General features: G+C 48.9%; 17 protein-coding genes. 4 read left to right on the plus strand and 13 right to left on the minus strand.

The genetic code is table 11. From position 1 onward, the window contains the following. Positions 1–208 precede the first annotated feature (208 nt). The 4 genes from OXN25_22840 (at position 209) to OXN25_22855 (ending at position 4,123) form a co-directional block, all read left to right on the plus strand. Positions 209–1,258 (plus strand): zinc-binding dehydrogenase, encoded by a 1,050-nt coding sequence (locus tag OXN25_22840; GenBank protein MDE0427703.1) that lies wholly within the window; start codon positions 209–211, stop codon positions 1,256–1,258. A gap of 281 nt (positions 1,259–1,539) precedes the next feature. After that, a complete protein-coding gene (locus OXN25_22845; protein ID MDE0427704.1) occupies positions 1,540–2,757 on the plus strand; it encodes a GNAT family N-acetyltransferase in 1,218 nt (405 codons plus the stop codon). Positions 2,758–2,783: 26 nt separating this feature from the next. After that, a complete protein-coding gene (locus tag OXN25_22850) occupies positions 2,784–3,167 on the plus strand; it encodes a cupin domain-containing protein (protein ID MDE0427705.1) in 384 nt (127 codons plus the stop codon). A gap of 32 nt (positions 3,168–3,199) precedes the next feature. Then, positions 3,200–4,123 carry a site-specific DNA-methyltransferase gene (locus OXN25_22855; protein MDE0427706.1) on the plus strand — a complete coding sequence of 308 codons (924 nt, stop codon included), beginning with the start codon at positions 3,200–3,202 and terminating at the stop codon, positions 4,121–4,123. A gap of 17 nt (positions 4,124–4,140) precedes the next feature. Here the strand turns inward: OXN25_22855 and OXN25_22860 are convergent, their stop codons facing one another. The 13 genes from OXN25_22860 to OXN25_22920 form a co-directional block, all read right to left on the minus strand. Beyond that, positions 4,141–5,043: an ankyrin repeat domain-containing protein gene (locus tag OXN25_22860; protein ID MDE0427707.1), complete on the minus strand. Its 903-nt coding sequence runs from the start codon at positions 5,041–5,043 to the stop codon at positions 4,141–4,143. Positions 5,044–5,160: 117 nt separating this feature from the next. Beyond that, positions 5,161–5,448, minus strand: coding sequence for a septum formation initiator family protein (locus tag OXN25_22865; GenBank protein ID MDE0427708.1), 288 nt, complete (start codon positions 5,446–5,448; stop codon positions 5,161–5,163). 101 nt (positions 5,449–5,549) lie between these two features. Beyond that, positions 5,550–6,851 carry a phosphopyruvate hydratase gene (gene eno / locus OXN25_22870; protein ID MDE0427709.1) on the minus strand — a complete coding sequence of 434 codons (1,302 nt, stop codon included), beginning with the start codon at positions 6,849–6,851 and terminating at the stop codon, positions 5,550–5,552. Positions 6,852–6,864: 13 nt separating this feature from the next. Then, the gene (locus OXN25_22875; protein ID MDE0427710.1) at positions 6,865–6,993 is read right to left on the minus strand and encodes a hypothetical protein; all 129 of its coding nucleotides are present in this window, start codon (positions 6,991–6,993) and stop codon (positions 6,865–6,867) included. A 4-nt stretch (positions 6,994–6,997) separates the two neighbouring features. Next, a complete protein-coding gene (locus tag OXN25_22880) occupies positions 6,998–7,693 on the minus strand; it encodes a heme exporter protein CcmB (GenBank protein ID MDE0427711.1) in 696 nt (231 codons plus the stop codon). A 51-nt stretch (positions 7,694–7,744) separates the two neighbouring features. Next, the gene (locus tag OXN25_22885; GenBank protein MDE0427712.1) at positions 7,745–8,440 is read right to left on the minus strand and encodes an ABC transporter ATP-binding protein; all 696 of its coding nucleotides are present in this window, start codon (positions 8,438–8,440) and stop codon (positions 7,745–7,747) included. A 121-nt stretch (positions 8,441–8,561) separates the two neighbouring features. Further along, entirely contained in the window at positions 8,562–9,476 is a 915-nt protein-coding gene (locus OXN25_22890) for a thiamine pyrophosphate-dependent enzyme (GenBank protein ID MDE0427713.1), read from the minus strand. A gap of 18 nt (positions 9,477–9,494) precedes the next feature. Beyond that, positions 9,495–11,276 carry a 2-oxoacid:acceptor oxidoreductase subunit alpha gene (locus OXN25_22895; protein ID MDE0427714.1) on the minus strand — a complete coding sequence of 594 codons (1,782 nt, stop codon included), beginning with the start codon at positions 11,274–11,276 and terminating at the stop codon, positions 9,495–9,497. Positions 11,277–11,505: 229 nt separating this feature from the next. Continuing rightward, positions 11,506–12,114: a HEAT repeat domain-containing protein gene (locus OXN25_22900; GenBank protein ID MDE0427715.1), complete on the minus strand. Its 609-nt coding sequence runs from the start codon at positions 12,112–12,114 to the stop codon at positions 11,506–11,508. A 5-nt stretch (positions 12,115–12,119) separates the two neighbouring features. Beyond that, the gene (locus OXN25_22905; protein MDE0427716.1) at positions 12,120–12,515 is read right to left on the minus strand and encodes a hypothetical protein; all 396 of its coding nucleotides are present in this window, start codon (positions 12,513–12,515) and stop codon (positions 12,120–12,122) included. Further along, positions 12,508–13,821 carry a carboxypeptidase-like regulatory domain-containing protein gene (locus OXN25_22910; GenBank protein MDE0427717.1) on the minus strand — a complete coding sequence of 438 codons (1,314 nt, stop codon included), beginning with the start codon at positions 13,819–13,821 and terminating at the stop codon, positions 12,508–12,510. Before OXN25_22910 ends, OXN25_22905 begins: the two co-directional genes overlap by 8 nt. A gap of 1 nt (position 13,822) precedes the next feature. Further along, positions 13,823–14,167, minus strand: a complete 345-nt coding sequence (locus OXN25_22915; GenBank protein MDE0427718.1) for a hypothetical protein — start codon at positions 14,165–14,167, stop codon at positions 13,823–13,825. A 48-nt stretch (positions 14,168–14,215) separates the two neighbouring features. Further along, positions 14,216–14,758, minus strand: a complete 543-nt coding sequence (locus OXN25_22920; protein ID MDE0427719.1) for a cytochrome c-type biogenesis protein CcmH — start codon at positions 14,756–14,758, stop codon at positions 14,216–14,218. Positions 14,759–14,773 lie beyond the last annotated feature (15 nt).

Genomic DNA, 14,773 nt, shown 5'->3' on the forward strand with positions numbered 1-14,773 from the left:
TGGGGTAGTAGAGATTTGAAAATAGGGACGCTCCGAAGTATTCTTAAACAATTAGAGATTGACTATCAAACATTTCTGGACAGTTAATCTGATAAAGGCAGCAGCCACACCCCTGCTGCCTTTTGTTTTACTTTGATACCTTTTTGTTGAAAAACACAATTAGTAGTTTTAGGCTTGGATTTTTAGCATAAGAAAGGATAATCTGTCAATGAGCAAAACAAGAAAAGTTCTGATGATGAACGAAGCCGGACGTATCTGGACAGAAGAACAAGAAACGCCTGCACCGAAACCCGGGCAGCTTTTAATTCAAGTCCACGCCTCTATGGTAAGTCCCGGGACAGAACTCGGCGGTGTCAAACGCCGACGCGAAAACCCGGGGTCCGAAGCGCGGCAACGTCCTTTCGGATACACAAACGCCGGTGTCGTGATTGGCAAAGAAGGCGATTGCGACGAATTCGAGATTGGCGATCGGGTCGCTGGTATGGGGGGCGGCTACGCACTCCACGCGACGTACGCCTGTGTGCCGCACAACTTATGTGCGAAGGTCCCCGATAACGTCGCCAGTGAGGCGGCATCATCTATTCATCTCGCAGCAACGGCATTGCATGCCGTGCAACGCGGACGTATCCGTATCGGAGAAAACGTTGTTGTCGCTGGATTGGGCATTGTCGGGCAGTTTGCTTGTCAGATAGCCAAAACGGCGGGGGCTTATGTCATCGGTTTGGACAGGTTACCCTTACGAATAGGCATTGCGGAAAATGCTGGGATACACCGTGCGATAAACGTCTCAGAGGCGGATCCGATTCCCACCGCAGCGGAATTCACCAACGGCTACGGTATGGATTGCGGGATTATCGCCTTCGGCGGCGACGCAACGAGCGCGTTCCAGCAAATCCGAGCGATGTTGAAGACCGCACCCGATACGCACAAAGTCGGACGGATTGTTATTGTCGGCGGTGCAAATATTACGCACGGCTTCGCAGCAGGGCTCGGGAACGTGGACGTTATCAGTGCAGCGCGGACGGGGCCGGGGTATCACGATGAGGATTACGAACACGGTGCGGATTATCCACCAGTATTTGTCCCCTGGCCGACCCAACGCAACTTGGAACTCTCGCTGCGCCTGATGTCGGAGGGCAAGATTCAGGTACAACCCTTGATTACAGATATTCTTCCGATTGATCAGGCACCCGAAGGGTGTGAGAAACTCATCCAGACACCAAACGAGGCGTTAGGTGTTGTCTTTTCAATGCGGTGATAGCGGTCAGCAGTCAGCAGTCAGCAAAGAGGTGGGGTTGTAACAATTTTCCCCGCCTTGGCGGTCTCTAAGGTCAATAGAATTGTTACAAAGAAAACTCTTAACTAATAACCAATAACTAATAGTCTGTTCAGTCTAAAATTGGGAGTAACTCGGTTCGTAGTAGGGCAATTCATTGACCGTTGTTTATTTTCGGACGTGCGATAAATCGCACTACTACGAACGCATTCACCTACAATTCAAAGGTGGACAGACTACTAATAACTAACAACCAATAAAATATGGAAATTAGAGCGGTTCGAGAATCAGAGTTAGAGCAGGTTATAGAACTTAGCTGCTTGGCTTTTGACCCAAATGGACATGAACGCTATTGGCAGTATGTGAAAGGCGATAGCAGTTATAGGCTTTCACAGACGCGAGTCGTCGTTGTAAACGACCGTGTTATTTCGACCCTGCGCGTCTGGGAACGACGCATACGGGTCGGTGCCTCTCTCGTAACGATGGGTGGCATCGGTGGCGTCTGCACACATCCGCATTATCGTGGGGTCGGCTATGCGTCTGCCCTCATGCGAGACACAATCGACTATCTACGGACGACAGGATGCGATCTTGGTGTGCTGTTCACGATCATTCCAGAAGCATTTTACCGCCGATTGGGATGGACTTCCCTGCCTCTCCACAGTTTCAATTTGAAATGCAACTCGGCAACACGCACGGTAACTTCATCTGAATGGCAGGTAACCGATTTTAACCCAGAAACCGACGTAGACGCTGTGGCGAAGCTACACGATCTTGCCAATGCCGAACAGAGCGGAACCATCGCCCGGACACGCGCTTATTGGGATATGGCACCCCCCCGTATTCGGGGTGTCCTTCCAACCGTTGTCGCACGCCAAGATGGATATATTGCCGGATACCTCAACTATGAAATAGAAGGCAAGCGTGTGGAGGTGCGCGAAGTGGGATATATCCCCGATAATTCGACAGTCTTGGATGCACTTGTATCCCATTTTTTACAGGTATGCGAAACACAAAGCGTTGAAGAGATAGAAAGTAGATTCACATCTCAACACCCGTTTGCCAAACGCCTAATAGCAGAATGTGACAGTCCGATAACGCCGATAGAATACACAGGGATGATGCTCTACGCTATTCGTCCGGCTGTGTTTTTGCGTCGCTTTATAGTCCAATGGGAGTCGCGAATTGGGGATGCTGATGGGACATTTCCACCACTCACTGTCAAACTCCCTGCCCTCGACAATCAGCAAGCAGTGCTACGGCACAATGCTGATGGCACCCTACAAATCCTTCCTGAGGATGCCGATGCAGTTGATTTCGGCATAGACCTATCCGAAGCAGATTTTTGGAAACTCCTATTTGGCGAAATTGGGTGGGAGCAGATAAGTGCTGATGCGACAGTCCCCACAGAAATCTCGGCGTTTTTAGCGGTTCTGTTTCCCAAACGGGATGTTATTTATTGGTGTCCGGATGGGTATTAGCGTCCATTAAATTACGGAGATTTACAATGAACACATCGTTTGAAAGACCCTACAGGCCCGCAGATCTGAACACATCCTTAACAAAAGCATTTCCACTCATATCAATGGCTGAAAACCTCATGGAAGAAGCCACGTCCGCTACGTCAGGGAGAGCCTCGTTGACATTAGCCCGCGGTGATGAATTGACTATCGTCCTGGTCGCTATGAAATCGGAAGCGACGCTTGTGGAGCATTCAGCACCCGCAGCCGCTACCGTCATTGTGCTCAGTGGAAACATCATATTTACAACAAGCAACGACAAAATAACGCTCGAACAAGGCGATAGTGTTACCTTCACAGCTGACATCCTTCATAGCGTCCACGCCAGTGGAGATAGTGCGTTCCTTATTGTAATTGGCGGAAGCAGCTAAGTAGTGCAAAGGTAGGACGGGTTAGTAGAAGGATGGCGCAAAAAAATAAACACAATTCAGAATCTCGGAAAGGTGGAACGCAAACCAGCGCGTTTGGGACCCGTGGAAGAATCAATCACGATGCCAGCGAATTCTATGGGAGCAGACTCTACGCCAATCAGGAAATTCCCGAACCCGATACGTGGACGGAAAACCCCATCCCCACCGAAAATCTCAATCAACTTTATTGCACATCCAGCACAGAGATGTCCGAAATCCCCCATGAGAGTGTCCATCTGATGGTTACGTCCCCGCCGTACAATGCGAAAAAAGAATACGACGAAGACCTATCGCTCGGAGAATATAGAGAACTCCTCTACACTGTTTTCGCCGAGACCTATAAAAAACTGGTTACGGGTGGTAGGGCATGCATCAATATCGCCAACTTGGGACGCAAACCCTATATCCCGCTGCATAGCTACATCATAGAAGATATGTTGGCGATAGGTTACCACATGCGTGGCGAAATCATCTGGGACAAAGCCTCAAGTGCCGGAAGTTCAACGGCATGGGGGAGTTGGTTATCGGCAGCGAATCCGGTATTGAGAGACGTTCACGAATACATCCTCGTTTTCTCCAAAGGCTCCTTCTCGCGAAAACGGGACGGAAAAGAAAACTCAATTCGTAAAGAGGACTTTTTAGAATGGACAAAAAGCGTCTGGAGCTTCCCGGCTGTTTCAGCGAAACGCATCGGTCACCCTGCCCCGTTTCCTGAGGAGCTTCCGCACCGACTCATTCAACTCTATACTTTCGTTGGGGATGTCGTTTTGGATCCGTTTTGTGGGAGTGGTACGACGTGTTTGAGTGCCTTGAAGTCGGGACGACACTATATCGGATACGATATTGAGGAGAGTTATATTGAATTAGCAACTGAACGGATTAAAGCATACACCCATCAGACCCGGCTACCGGTATAAGGGGACTTAGATCCAGGCTATCCCCATAACCAGCGCCTTCTGCCTCGACGAACATTTAACATCTTTACCGCCTCAAGTGCTTCCCGCTGTTCAGCAAGGTCTAAGGGGGTATAGCCATTTTTGTCTTTCACATTGAGGTTTGCCCTATTTTCCAACAGCATTGCTACGATTTGACGGGCATTGTCTCGTGCCGCGATGTGGAGAGCCGTCCAATCATTGGCACCGACTGCATTGACATTAGCACCATCTTTCACCAGATAGGATACCGTTTCATGCGAATTGTGAGCCGCTGCAACATGGAGAGGGGTATCACCATTTTCATCCGTCGCGTTAATATCAGCACCGTGATCTATCAATGCAATTGCTACCTCATGCGCGTTGTCCTCTGCTGCGATATGTAAGGGAGTATAGCCTTTACGATTTTGCGCGTTAACATCGGCGCCACTCTCTATTAGCACGACGGCTGTTCTATAAGCGTTCCGCCACGCTGCCCAGTGTAAGAGCGTATAGCCCGACTTTTCCCTCGGATTGAGCTCCGTGCGGTTTTCCAGCGACAGTGCCTCTGCCTCATAAACATTGCGCCACGCTGCCCAATGTAACGGTGTATCCCCTTCATCGTTCTTCCCATTAGCATCAGCACCGTTTTCCAGCAATACCGTTGCCGTTTCATGGGCGTTGTTCCACGCTGCCCAGTGTAAGGGCATAAACCCTTTATCATTCCGTGCGTTGACATCCGCATCATGTTCCAGCAATACCGCTGCCGCTTCATAAGCATTGTGCCACGCTGCCCAATGGAGCGGCGGGTATCCATATTGATCCAATGCGTTGACATCAGTACCATTTTTTAGTAACACCGTCGTCGCTTCACAAGCGTTGTCCCGTGCTGCATCATGTAGGGAAGTATAGCCGGATTCGTTCATCAAGTTAACCTTAGGTGTAGTCTGTAAGATAGAACTCTGTTTTTATTTTACTGGACGCGGCGCGAAAATACAATACTTTTTTATTCCCAGACAATTTAATCGTAGGACCACGCGAAATCACTCAACGGCATCAGGCTTGACGACTTTAAACTTAAGTTCCCCCGGTTTAACGTAGCCGAGCCGTTTCCGGGCAAGTCGTTCTTTGGTGAGCGTATCACCTTTCAGCATTTCAACACGCTTTTGAAGTAGGTCCCGTTCAGCCTCCAGTTTTCGTATCTCGGCGCGGTAGGCCTCCTCAGCAATCTGTGCCTGTTGCCAGTCACTGTAACCGTTCATAAATTGCCCAACACTCACTAAGAGCAAGCCAAGTGCTATGATAAATAAGATCAGACGCCCAACGTGCATAAGGGAAACCTCATTACGGCTATCGGTGATTCGTTGTTAGCAATACGCCATTTGCTGTTAAGGTGTTCCACTCCGCTCTACTCTTAGCGGTTAGCAATATGCTATTCGCGAACTGCTAAATTATAGAAGACTTTCCTGCCAGCAAAAATGGCACTTTCTCCCAATTCTTCCTCAATCCGGAGAAGTTGGTTATATTTACAGACACGATCCGTACGAGAAAGCGAACCCGTTTTTATCTGACCGGCGTTCGTCGCCACGACGAGGTCAGAAATAGTGGTATCCTCCGTTTCACCGGATCTGTGCGAAACGACAGCCGTGTAATTAAAACGCCGTGCGAGTTCAATCGCATCAAGCGTTTCCGTCAAAGTACCAATTTGGTTGACTTTGATGAGGATAGAGTTGCCAATTTGTCCATCAATCCCCTGCTGCAAACGGGTGGTATTGGTCACAAAAAGGTCATCTCCGACGAGCTGAACCTTGTCGCCAATCGCCTCAGTCAAACGTTTCCAACCGTCCCAATCGTTTTCATCCATACCATCTTCAATGGAGACAATTGGATACTTCTCACAGAGTTCAGTGTAAAACGCGACCATCTCTTCGGGCGATTTGGTCGGTTGTGCTTCTGCCTTCAACTCATAAACACCCGTATCCCGATTGTAAAATTCACTCGAAGCAGCGTCCAACGCCAAAAGGACATCTTCACCCGGCAGATAACGGGCGCGCGTAATGGCTTCAATAATCACAGCAATCGCTTCCTCATTGGATCCCAAATCGGGTGCGAATCCACCCTCATCGCCGACAGCTGTATTGCAATTGCGTTCCTGTAAGACGGCTTTGAGGCTGTGAAAGATTTCGGCACCCATACGAAGTGCCTCAGCAAAACTCGCTGCCCCCGCTGGCATCACCATAAATTCTTGGATATCAACGTTGTTATCAGCGTGAGAACCCCCGTTTAAGATGTTCATCATCGGTAAAGGGAGTTCTTTGGCGTTCGTTCCGCCGATATAGCGATATAGCGGTTGTCCAGCCTCAGCAGCAGCCGCTTTCGCGACGGCTAAGGAGACGCCTAAAATCGCGTTCGCGCCGAGATGACTTTTGTTTTCTGTCCCGTCAAGTGCACGCATAGCAGCATCAATATCGCTCTGTGCGAAGGCATCCGCGCCGATGAGGGCTTCAGCGATAGCAGTATTGACATTTTCGACGGCTTTCTGAACGCCTTTTCCCAAATACCGACCCGCATCCTCATCCCGCAGTTCAACCGCCTCGTGTTCTCCTGTGGAGGCACCAGACGGCACTGCGGCGCGTCCGAATGCGCCCGATGCTAAATCAACGTCAACTTCGACTGTCGGGTTACCACGCGAGTCTAATATCTCGCGTGCATGAATATGGATAATTTCTGACAAGTTCTTCTCCTTTTTAGTGGCTGTCAGCACTCGGGACACTGCGTTTCCAGCGGTTGGAAAAGCGAGTGTTATGGCATACAAAACGTTTGTATTTTTTGCACTGGACACTACCGACTGCCGATTGCCGATCGCCAACAGCCATTTTACTATTCCTCAATAACAGCATCAGCGAGTAGGTACGCAGATGCCAGAAAAACTAAACTGCATCCTATGAGCAATTGCAGCCAAAATTTGTTTTCTAACCCACCCGTTACCAGCAGCGAGACGGTGCATTTCGCGCCGCCCATAATGATTGGGATAACAAGTGGAAGTAGAATAACAGAAAGCAGACTTTCACCGCCGTCCGCGCTTGTAGACATACCAGCTAACAGCACACCGACAGCACAAAAACCGAGTGTCCCGATACTCAGCACGCCGAATAATTTCAGTAATGTGCTCACCGTCGCCACATCAAGTAAGTCTAAAAATTGAAGTGCGATAGGCGTTATAACAATTTCCAATAACAACAGAAAAACAACGTTACTGATAACCTTAGAAAGGTAGAGGTTACCCGCATCGACACCGGTAAGTCGAATACCGTGTAAAGCAGCGTGTGCGCGTTCTATCGTAAATGAACGATTCAAGGTAATAATTCCTGCAAAAACGAACGCTGCCCAGAGGACACTCGCGGCTAATTTACCACGTTCCACCTTTTCAGGGAAAATCGGACCAAACGCGAAAGCGAAGATAAGAACAACGAGCACGCTAAAGACGAAAATTAATGCCAGCGTCTCCTTTGAACGGAATTGAAGTCCAAGATCCTTGCGAATCAGCGCGCCAATTTGACGTAATGGAAACCTCATGTCTGTCTCAATTTGGAAGTATCCATCTATACCTGCCTCGGATTAGTGTGCCTATAACTTCTCCTCGTACGTGAGCAGAAGCGTCTCTGCCGAAATCTCATCTTTCTGTGCAACCGCTTCCAACGCTCCATTTATCATAAAGAGGAACCTTGTCCCCACAAGATAGCCCAACTCTGTGTTATGTGTTGTAACAACAATACCTGTCCCTTTTTGGCGTTCTTCTGCGATGCGTTCAAGGACGAACTGTTTAGCGGAAGCATCCAAGCCAGAGAAGGGTTCATCGAATAACAAGACTGAGGGATGATGGAGGAGGGCTCTGGCAATCATAAAGCGCTGTGTCATGCCTCGTGAGAAGATATGCAGGGGTTCATGGATAAAACGTTGCAGCCCGACTTCTGTGAGAAGTGTTGTTGCGCGGTGTTCAAGCTGCTCGACACCATACATCTGTCCGAAAAATCTGAGATTCTCATAAGGACTGAAGATCGGGTAAGCCAGATGTTCATGAACGACGACACCCAATGCCCGTCGCACGTCCGAAGGATTGGCAATGGCATCTGCGCCTTCAATTTCAAGCGCGCCTGATGTCGGTCGGAGGAGGGTTGCGAGCATTCGGATGAGCGTTGTTTTCCCTGCGCCATTCGGACCGAAAATCGTAACGACTTCTCCCGGACGAACCGAAAGCGTAGCCCCTTTGACAATTGTGCGGTGTCCAAAGTGTTTAGTGAGTCCGGAAGCACGGATGCGCATGGTGTGAACGATTCCGTAAGGCGCAAAAAAGACATAGGACGGAGCCTGGCCCCGCCCTATAATCAACCAATATCATGAACAAAAAGTAGGCGTGCAAAAAACGACCGATACCACGTCCGTCTTACATCATACTCTGGATAATTGCATCGCCTTGTTCTTCGGTAACACCGAGCGGTTGATGCGCCATGGGCCCGTTTTCTAAAACCGGTTCCATCTCATCTAAGGCGGGGCGGCTGGTATCTTGATAGAACAGACCGATCGGAATCTCATCTCCCCACTTGGCAGCTTCCTGAAGTGCCGCAGCTTGATCACTCGGATCGTGGTTTTCGAGTTCTCTGACGCGCTGCTTGAAAAAGTCAGTTGTATTGTCTCTATTGAAAGTAATACAAGGACTAAACACATCAATAAGGGCAAAACCCTTGTGTTGCATGCCGTTGTACATCAATTCTGCCAGTTGTCTCGGATTCCCGCTAAACCCTCTGGCGACATAGGTCGCGCCGGTAACAATTGCCATAGCAATCGGATTGAGCGGTGCCTCTATATTGCCAAAGGGTGTGCTTTTCGTCTTCATATCCATCAAACTCGTCGGCGAAGTTTGACCAATGGTCAATCCATAAATCTGGTTGTTCATCACGATATAGAGGAGGTCAATATTCTTTCGCATCGTGTGGACAAAATGGTTCCCGCCGATGCCGTATCCATCCCCATCGCCGCCAGTAACAACCACATTCATCTCGTGATTGGCAAGCTTGGCACCCGTTGCAACCGCAAGTGAGCGTCCATGGAGTGTATGCATCCCGTAAGTCCGAATGTATCCGGGCAGGTTGGAGGAGCAACCAATGCCACTTACGGTGAGGTGTTCATGATTGCCTTTGCCAAGTTTTGCATAAGCAGTCTGCAGAGAACTGAGTACACCGTAATCACCACACCCTGCACACCAATCCGGACGAACATCACCTTGGAAATCTCTCGCGGTGGGTGCCCCTTGAATGGGTCTTTCGCGTCGAGTGGATCTTTCTCGTTTTGCTTTTGCCATCTGATTCATCCTCCTTTATTAGACTACAATTTCTTGGTAGGGGACATAAAGGTCCGTCTTACTCGTCAAGAGTTCACGGGCACCGTCAACAATGTGATGCGGCATAAACGGTTCGCCGTCGTATTTGCGAATCTGACCGTCTGCCTTAAAGCCTGTTTCACCGCGCAGGAAGCGTGCGAATTGACCGGTGTAGTTACACTCAACAATAATCGAGTGTCCCGATTTCGCAAGCACTTCATTTATAGCGTCTTCGTCCATCGGATAGAGCCATTTGAAATGGATATGGTTAGTCGGAATACCGGCTTCCGTGAGTTGTTCAGCCGCTTCGCCAATCACACTAAGGGTCGACCCCCATCCAATGAGCGTAATTTGGGCATCTTCGGGTCCTTCAAGCGTCGGCGGCGGTAGGAGTTCAAGGATACCCTCCATCTTCCGTTGCCGCTTCTCCATGATGTCGCGCCGTTTATGCGGATTCGTGAACTCATCACTAATTAAAGTACCATCTTCGTCGTGGTCATCGGTCGCAACGACATGAACGTGTCCCGGCGTGCCGGGGATCGCTCTCGGTGAGATACCACTATCCGTAATTTGATACCGGAGGTATTCACCGTCAAGTTGCACGGGACCACTGATAAGTGCCCCGCGGTCAATTTCCGGATGCCAATTGATGGAGTCAGGGTCAAAGGTTGTGAAGCCCATAGAGAGTGTGAGATCGGAGAGCACCATGCCCGGACATTGGAATTTATCGGCGAGATTAAAGATTTCTGGAATGGTGTCAAAACCGTCCATAATGCTTGTCGGTGCGACGATGATTTTCGGGAAATCGCCTTGACTGGCACCCAGGATCTGCCATAGATCGCCCTGTTCGGTTTTTGTGGGCAAACCTGTGGAGGGACCCCCGCGTTGGACGTTAATAACAACGATCGGAATCTCCATCATCCCTGCGCTGCCAATGGCTTCCGACATGAGTGCGAATCCACCACCTGATGTCGCACACATCGCGCGAGCACCGGCGTGTGCCGCACCAATAACCATATTGACAACACTAATTTCGTCCTCACATTGGCGAACCATAATGTTTAGATCGCGGGCATTGTTCGCCATCCAGTGAAGGACACCCGTTGATGGACTCATTGGATAGGCAGCGTAAAATTTGACACCTGCCGCTGCGCCTCCCATTGCCATTGCTGAATTTCCGTCAACGAAAGCAAGTGCAGGCTCTTGCTTCTCAAACTGCGCTTCAAAGGCGGTAAAGTGTTCCGCTGCATGATTGTAACCCGCGCGCGCGACATCAATATTCGCGTCTACCAACGCTTGTCCTTTACGTCCGAACGTCAGGTTGATAATGTCTTCGAGTACTTTTAAATCGCCACCAACCATTTTCAAAGCAACACCGAACATACAGATGTTCAACATCAACTTTCTTCTATCTGTACCATTGGATAACTCTTTATAGGAGATAGGACAGAGTTGGATATCGTCGCGTTCGGGTGCAGCTTTAACATCATCACTATTATAGATAATGGCACCGCCGGGGGCGACGTGTGGAAGGTGGGTTTCTAAACTGTTCCGATCCAGTGCGATAATCATGTCTATCTTATCACCGTGGTTGGCGACTGGATCGGAACTAATTCTGACGGTAAGGAAGGTATGACCGCCGCGGATGAGAGATTGGTAAGCACTATAGGTAAAGACGTGGAGACCGTGTCGAGCACAGATTTGGCTCATACTCTTACCAACGGTGTCAATCCCTTGACCGGGTGCCCCTCCTACAGCGATTACAAAATCGTATTTTGCCATCTTGGCTCCCTTCTAATAATTTTCCAGATCCCATTCTGATGTAGCACAATTTACCGAAAACACGCCACAATTCGATGAACCTGACGACACCAGATGAGTGGATAAATAAACAAATCGATTCTTTGTTAGTTAAGCTGAAATATTTGCGCCTTTTTCTTAATATTCATGCACATAAAAATAATCTACTTTTCTTAATTATACCATATTTACACCCAATTTTTCAAATTTTTTAAGTTGTCAGTGCTATAAGTGCCTGTTTCGCTTCTGGGGTGTCGATTTTTTCTAATGCATACGCTACATGGTGTTGGACGCGTTCAGAATCATCCTCCAATGCCGCAATTAGCGCAGGAACAGCGTCCTTGGCGGCACCCTCAAGGTTCGCGAGTGCGTAGGCACTATACGTCCGCACCTCCTCCTCTGGATCACCTAAAGCCTCAATAAGCACCGGTATCGCATCGATTGCTGGGGCTCCCATATTGCTGAAGGCACGAATCGCATATTCGCGGAGTTGTTCGTCTAAGTCTTGTAAGGCTTCACTCAGCGCAGAAATAGCAGGTGCACCAATACGACCTAACGTATCGCTAATGCACAGAGCGTGGTATCGTTCGACGATCCCCAACTCCTCCATGAGTGCGGGTACAGCAGCTGCACCGATTTCTGCTAAGATATCAGCGGCTTGATCCGAAATGTCCCACAAATTCTCCGCGAGTGCCTCAATCAGCTGTGGAATAGCAGGTGCACCAATAGCAACCAGTTCTTTTTTTGCAGCCTCACGGACATCGTCATCCATATCTGACAGATCTTCGATCAGGTCAGTTATGGCACCTTCGCTGTCCATCACACTTATTCTCCTTTCTTAACATACGCCAACATTGTGATAAGACGGTCAGTCTGTTCAGGTCGCAAATACTTATAAAACCACTCAGAAAACTCGCGTTCGGCTCTGGTGAGTTCCGCTGTCAACTCTGGGACGGTGGACTCTCCGATCTCTGCGAGTATCTCCGAAGCCAGATTCGCCATCTGCTCCATATAAACAGGGATAGCAGATTCTTCGATATGTGTATAGAACTCGGCACCATACCCAGACATATACCAGCACTCTTGGGTAAGAACATCGATGAGTTGCGGAACGGCAGGTCTACCGATGGCAACCAATTCTGCTTTCGCAGTGTTCCGAACATTCTCGTCTATATGACCTAACATGACTATCAAATCAGCGATGTGGTGTTTGCTATGCATTATTTCCCCTTTTTTGCTGCTCTAAGAGCGTGGTGAGGCGTTCGGTTTGTTCTCGGCGGAGTCGTTTATAGACGCGCTCCGAGATTTCCTGCTTCCCGTATGTATCATCAAGATATGTAATGAATTCAAGTCTTGCGATGCGAACATGCTCAATATCATCGGGACTGAGTTTACGGAGCCATCCCGCATCCGGTGGTGTTATGGAGTCATCCGTATGAGATTCCGCACGACTTGGGGCACGGAGTTTGAAAAGTGCAGCGACGAAAAAACCGCCAGCCAATGCCGCCGCAACAGCAATAAGTACCAGCTGCCCAAGGTTAGAGGTCTGCCCCGGCATCGCACCACGACCCGCATTCATGTTCACATTCAGTGTCAAATCAACCGTTGTTCCCGCAGTGAAAGTCTTCCCTGCAACGCTCTGATATACAAGATAAACGTTCCCATGGATCTGTTCGCGCCTGGGTGCGTTGAAAAATTTGGCGTTTGGTGCAAAACCGATACCGTCAGGAACAAAGAAGTAGAATTCTGCTGTGTCGAAATCTAAGCGACGCGATAAATCTAACTTGCTTTTTTCAACGTGAAAAATATAAGTGTAACCTAACTGCGATTCTCCGGGCGGTAGCGGTGCTGGGAGGATAACGTCATGAGTGATAGGGTTCATCGTAAGTGTTATCGGCGAATGCGGCTGAAACCCTTCAGTCCCTTTCGGAAGTTTTAAATGCAACCCAACCGTCTGGGTGCCGTGTTTTGTTTGAAAAGCCAAGTCACTCTGGTTTTCAACAGCGACCGCCTCAACAACCGTGACAGCACCGTCAGGGGCGTGGTCCGCAGGCGGCGGTCCAATAATAAAGGTATGCGTTCTAACCTGAATTTGCGATGTATCGTCCGTAAACGCTCCGATGTCGAAGTTGGCAGTTATATTTGTAGCCCACGTTGACAGAACCAAATCCTTCTCGGTGTAGTCGGTGTCCTCATAAACAGTAGAAACTGTGTAGTGGACAGTCGGATCCAGGGGTAAATCCGTAAAACGGTAGTTGCCGTTTTCATCGGTCAGCACTTCTTGTGTTTCAGCGGTGTCTGCTTTATGAACAGTGAGGGTTATCGGATGCGAAACGAGCGGCTTCTCAAGTTTTCTGTCAATAACCGTGCCTTGAATATTGCCGAGTTTCGTTGTCTGCGCAGTGGCGGTAGGCAGATAGAAAAGGATTAGGGCAACCCCTAACAGGCTACTGAGGCACGACACTGTGAGATATCGAATCTGTAAATTGCCCTTTGAACTGCTGTCCGAAGCTAAGTTAATGTGCATACTATGTTCCACGTTGTTGTTTAAATCTCTCAATCTCTGCTTCCACATCTGAGAGCGATTCCTCTTCAAGCTGCAGGATGACGCGTGCCGTTTCTTGCAAGAGTGCCTCGCGTAACTCTTGGTAGTCGGCTTCCGAGAGTTTTCCGGTTTCATAATCTTCGTCAAGTTCTGCAAGTGCAGCGTAACTCCGTTCACGTTCCTGAAAAAGGGTTCGCCGCCGTTCTTCGATTATGTCTTCAGAAGACACAGCGTCTTGAGAACCGGTCTTCGAGAAGATCGGGAATCCGAGATAAACAAGGAGCATGATGCCGAGAATTAGCATCCATAAAAGAACAAGTGAATCCATAAAAATCTTTTTTTAAACCGCGCTATTTCGTGCGAAAGACTGTCCCGGCTATTTCTCCTGTTTGTATCTTTCCAGTTCAGCTTCAACCTGCTTCAGCGTCGTATCAGAAACCTGTTGGCTTGACGTGCCGCTGCTATCTGTCGTTGTAACCACCTGCTTTGACTTTCGGAGCACGACAAAAGCGACACCACCGATGAGGACAAGAATAACAGCAGGCATAATATAAGCAATCAAATTAATGCCTTCCGCTGGCATAACTGCGTAAAATTGGGGACCGTATCTGTCAAGATAATTCGTCCGAATCTGCTCTACTGTTTGACCGACGAGCAATTGATTGCGAAAATCGGTTTCAATCTGTTCCGCTGTACCACAAACACAGACTTCGATCGTCTCACGTTCGCACCCACAGTAACAGTAGACCGTCGTGAGGAGTTCGTTTAACTTGGACTCAAATTGGGCATCCGCTGTATTTTGCACTTCCGACACGCCAGATGTTTCCGTCTGTGCGTAGACAGTGGCAGGAAAAAAACAGACAACGAGAAATACAGCACTGATAGATGTTGAAAGGCGACCCAATTTCCCGATCTTCATAGTTCTGTCCCGAAT

The sequence above is a fragment of the Candidatus Poribacteria bacterium genome, assembly GCA_028820845.1.
Classification (GTDB): Bacteria; Poribacteria; WGA-4E; order WGA-4E; family WGA-3G; genus WGA-3G.

Excerpts from the sequence above, each read along its gene's own strand:
- OXN25_22840 (MDE0427703.1), top strand. The coding sequence starts at position 209 with ATGAGCAAAACAAGAAAAGTTCTGATGATGAACGAAGCCGGACGTATC.
- OXN25_22845 (MDE0427704.1), top strand. The coding sequence starts at position 1,540 with ATGGAAATTAGAGCGGTTCGAGAATCAGAGTTAGAGCAGGTTATAGAA.
- OXN25_22850 (MDE0427705.1), top strand. The coding sequence starts at position 2,784 with ATGAACACATCGTTTGAAAGACCCTACAGGCCCGCAGATCTGAACACA.
- OXN25_22855 (MDE0427706.1), top strand. The coding sequence starts at position 3,200 with ATGGCGCAAAAAAATAAACACAATTCAGAATCTCGGAAAGGTGGAACG.
- OXN25_22860 (MDE0427707.1), bottom strand. The coding sequence starts at position 5,043 with ATGAACGAATCCGGCTATACTTCCCTACATGATGCAGCACGGGACAAC.
- OXN25_22865 (MDE0427708.1), bottom strand. The coding sequence starts at position 5,448 with ATGCACGTTGGGCGTCTGATCTTATTTATCATAGCACTTGGCTTGCTC.
- OXN25_22875 (MDE0427710.1), bottom strand. The coding sequence starts at position 6,993 with ATGGCTGTTGGCGATCGGCAATCGGCAGTCGGTAGTGTCCAGTGCAAA.
- OXN25_22880 (MDE0427711.1), bottom strand. The coding sequence starts at position 7,693 with ATGAGGTTTCCATTACGTCAAATTGGCGCGCTGATTCGCAAGGATCTT.
- OXN25_22885 (MDE0427712.1), bottom strand. The coding sequence starts at position 8,440 with ATGCGCATCCGTGCTTCCGGACTCACTAAACACTTTGGACACCGCACA.
- OXN25_22890 (MDE0427713.1), bottom strand. The coding sequence starts at position 9,476 with ATGGCAAAAGCAAAACGAGAAAGATCCACTCGACGCGAAAGACCCATT.
- OXN25_22895 (MDE0427714.1), bottom strand. The coding sequence starts at position 11,276 with ATGGCAAAATACGATTTTGTAATCGCTGTAGGAGGGGCACCCGGTCAA.
- OXN25_22900 (MDE0427715.1), bottom strand. The coding sequence starts at position 12,114 with ATGGACAGCGAAGGTGCCATAACTGACCTGATCGAAGATCTGTCAGAT.
- OXN25_22905 (MDE0427716.1), bottom strand. The coding sequence starts at position 12,515 with ATGCATAGCAAACACCACATCGCTGATTTGATAGTCATGTTAGGTCAT.
- OXN25_22910 (MDE0427717.1), bottom strand. The coding sequence starts at position 13,821 with ATGCACATTAACTTAGCTTCGGACAGCAGTTCAAAGGGCAATTTACAG.
- OXN25_22915 (MDE0427718.1), bottom strand. The coding sequence starts at position 14,167 with ATGGATTCACTTGTTCTTTTATGGATGCTAATTCTCGGCATCATGCTC.
- OXN25_22920 (MDE0427719.1), bottom strand. The coding sequence starts at position 14,758 with ATGAAGATCGGGAAATTGGGTCGCCTTTCAACATCTATCAGTGCTGTA.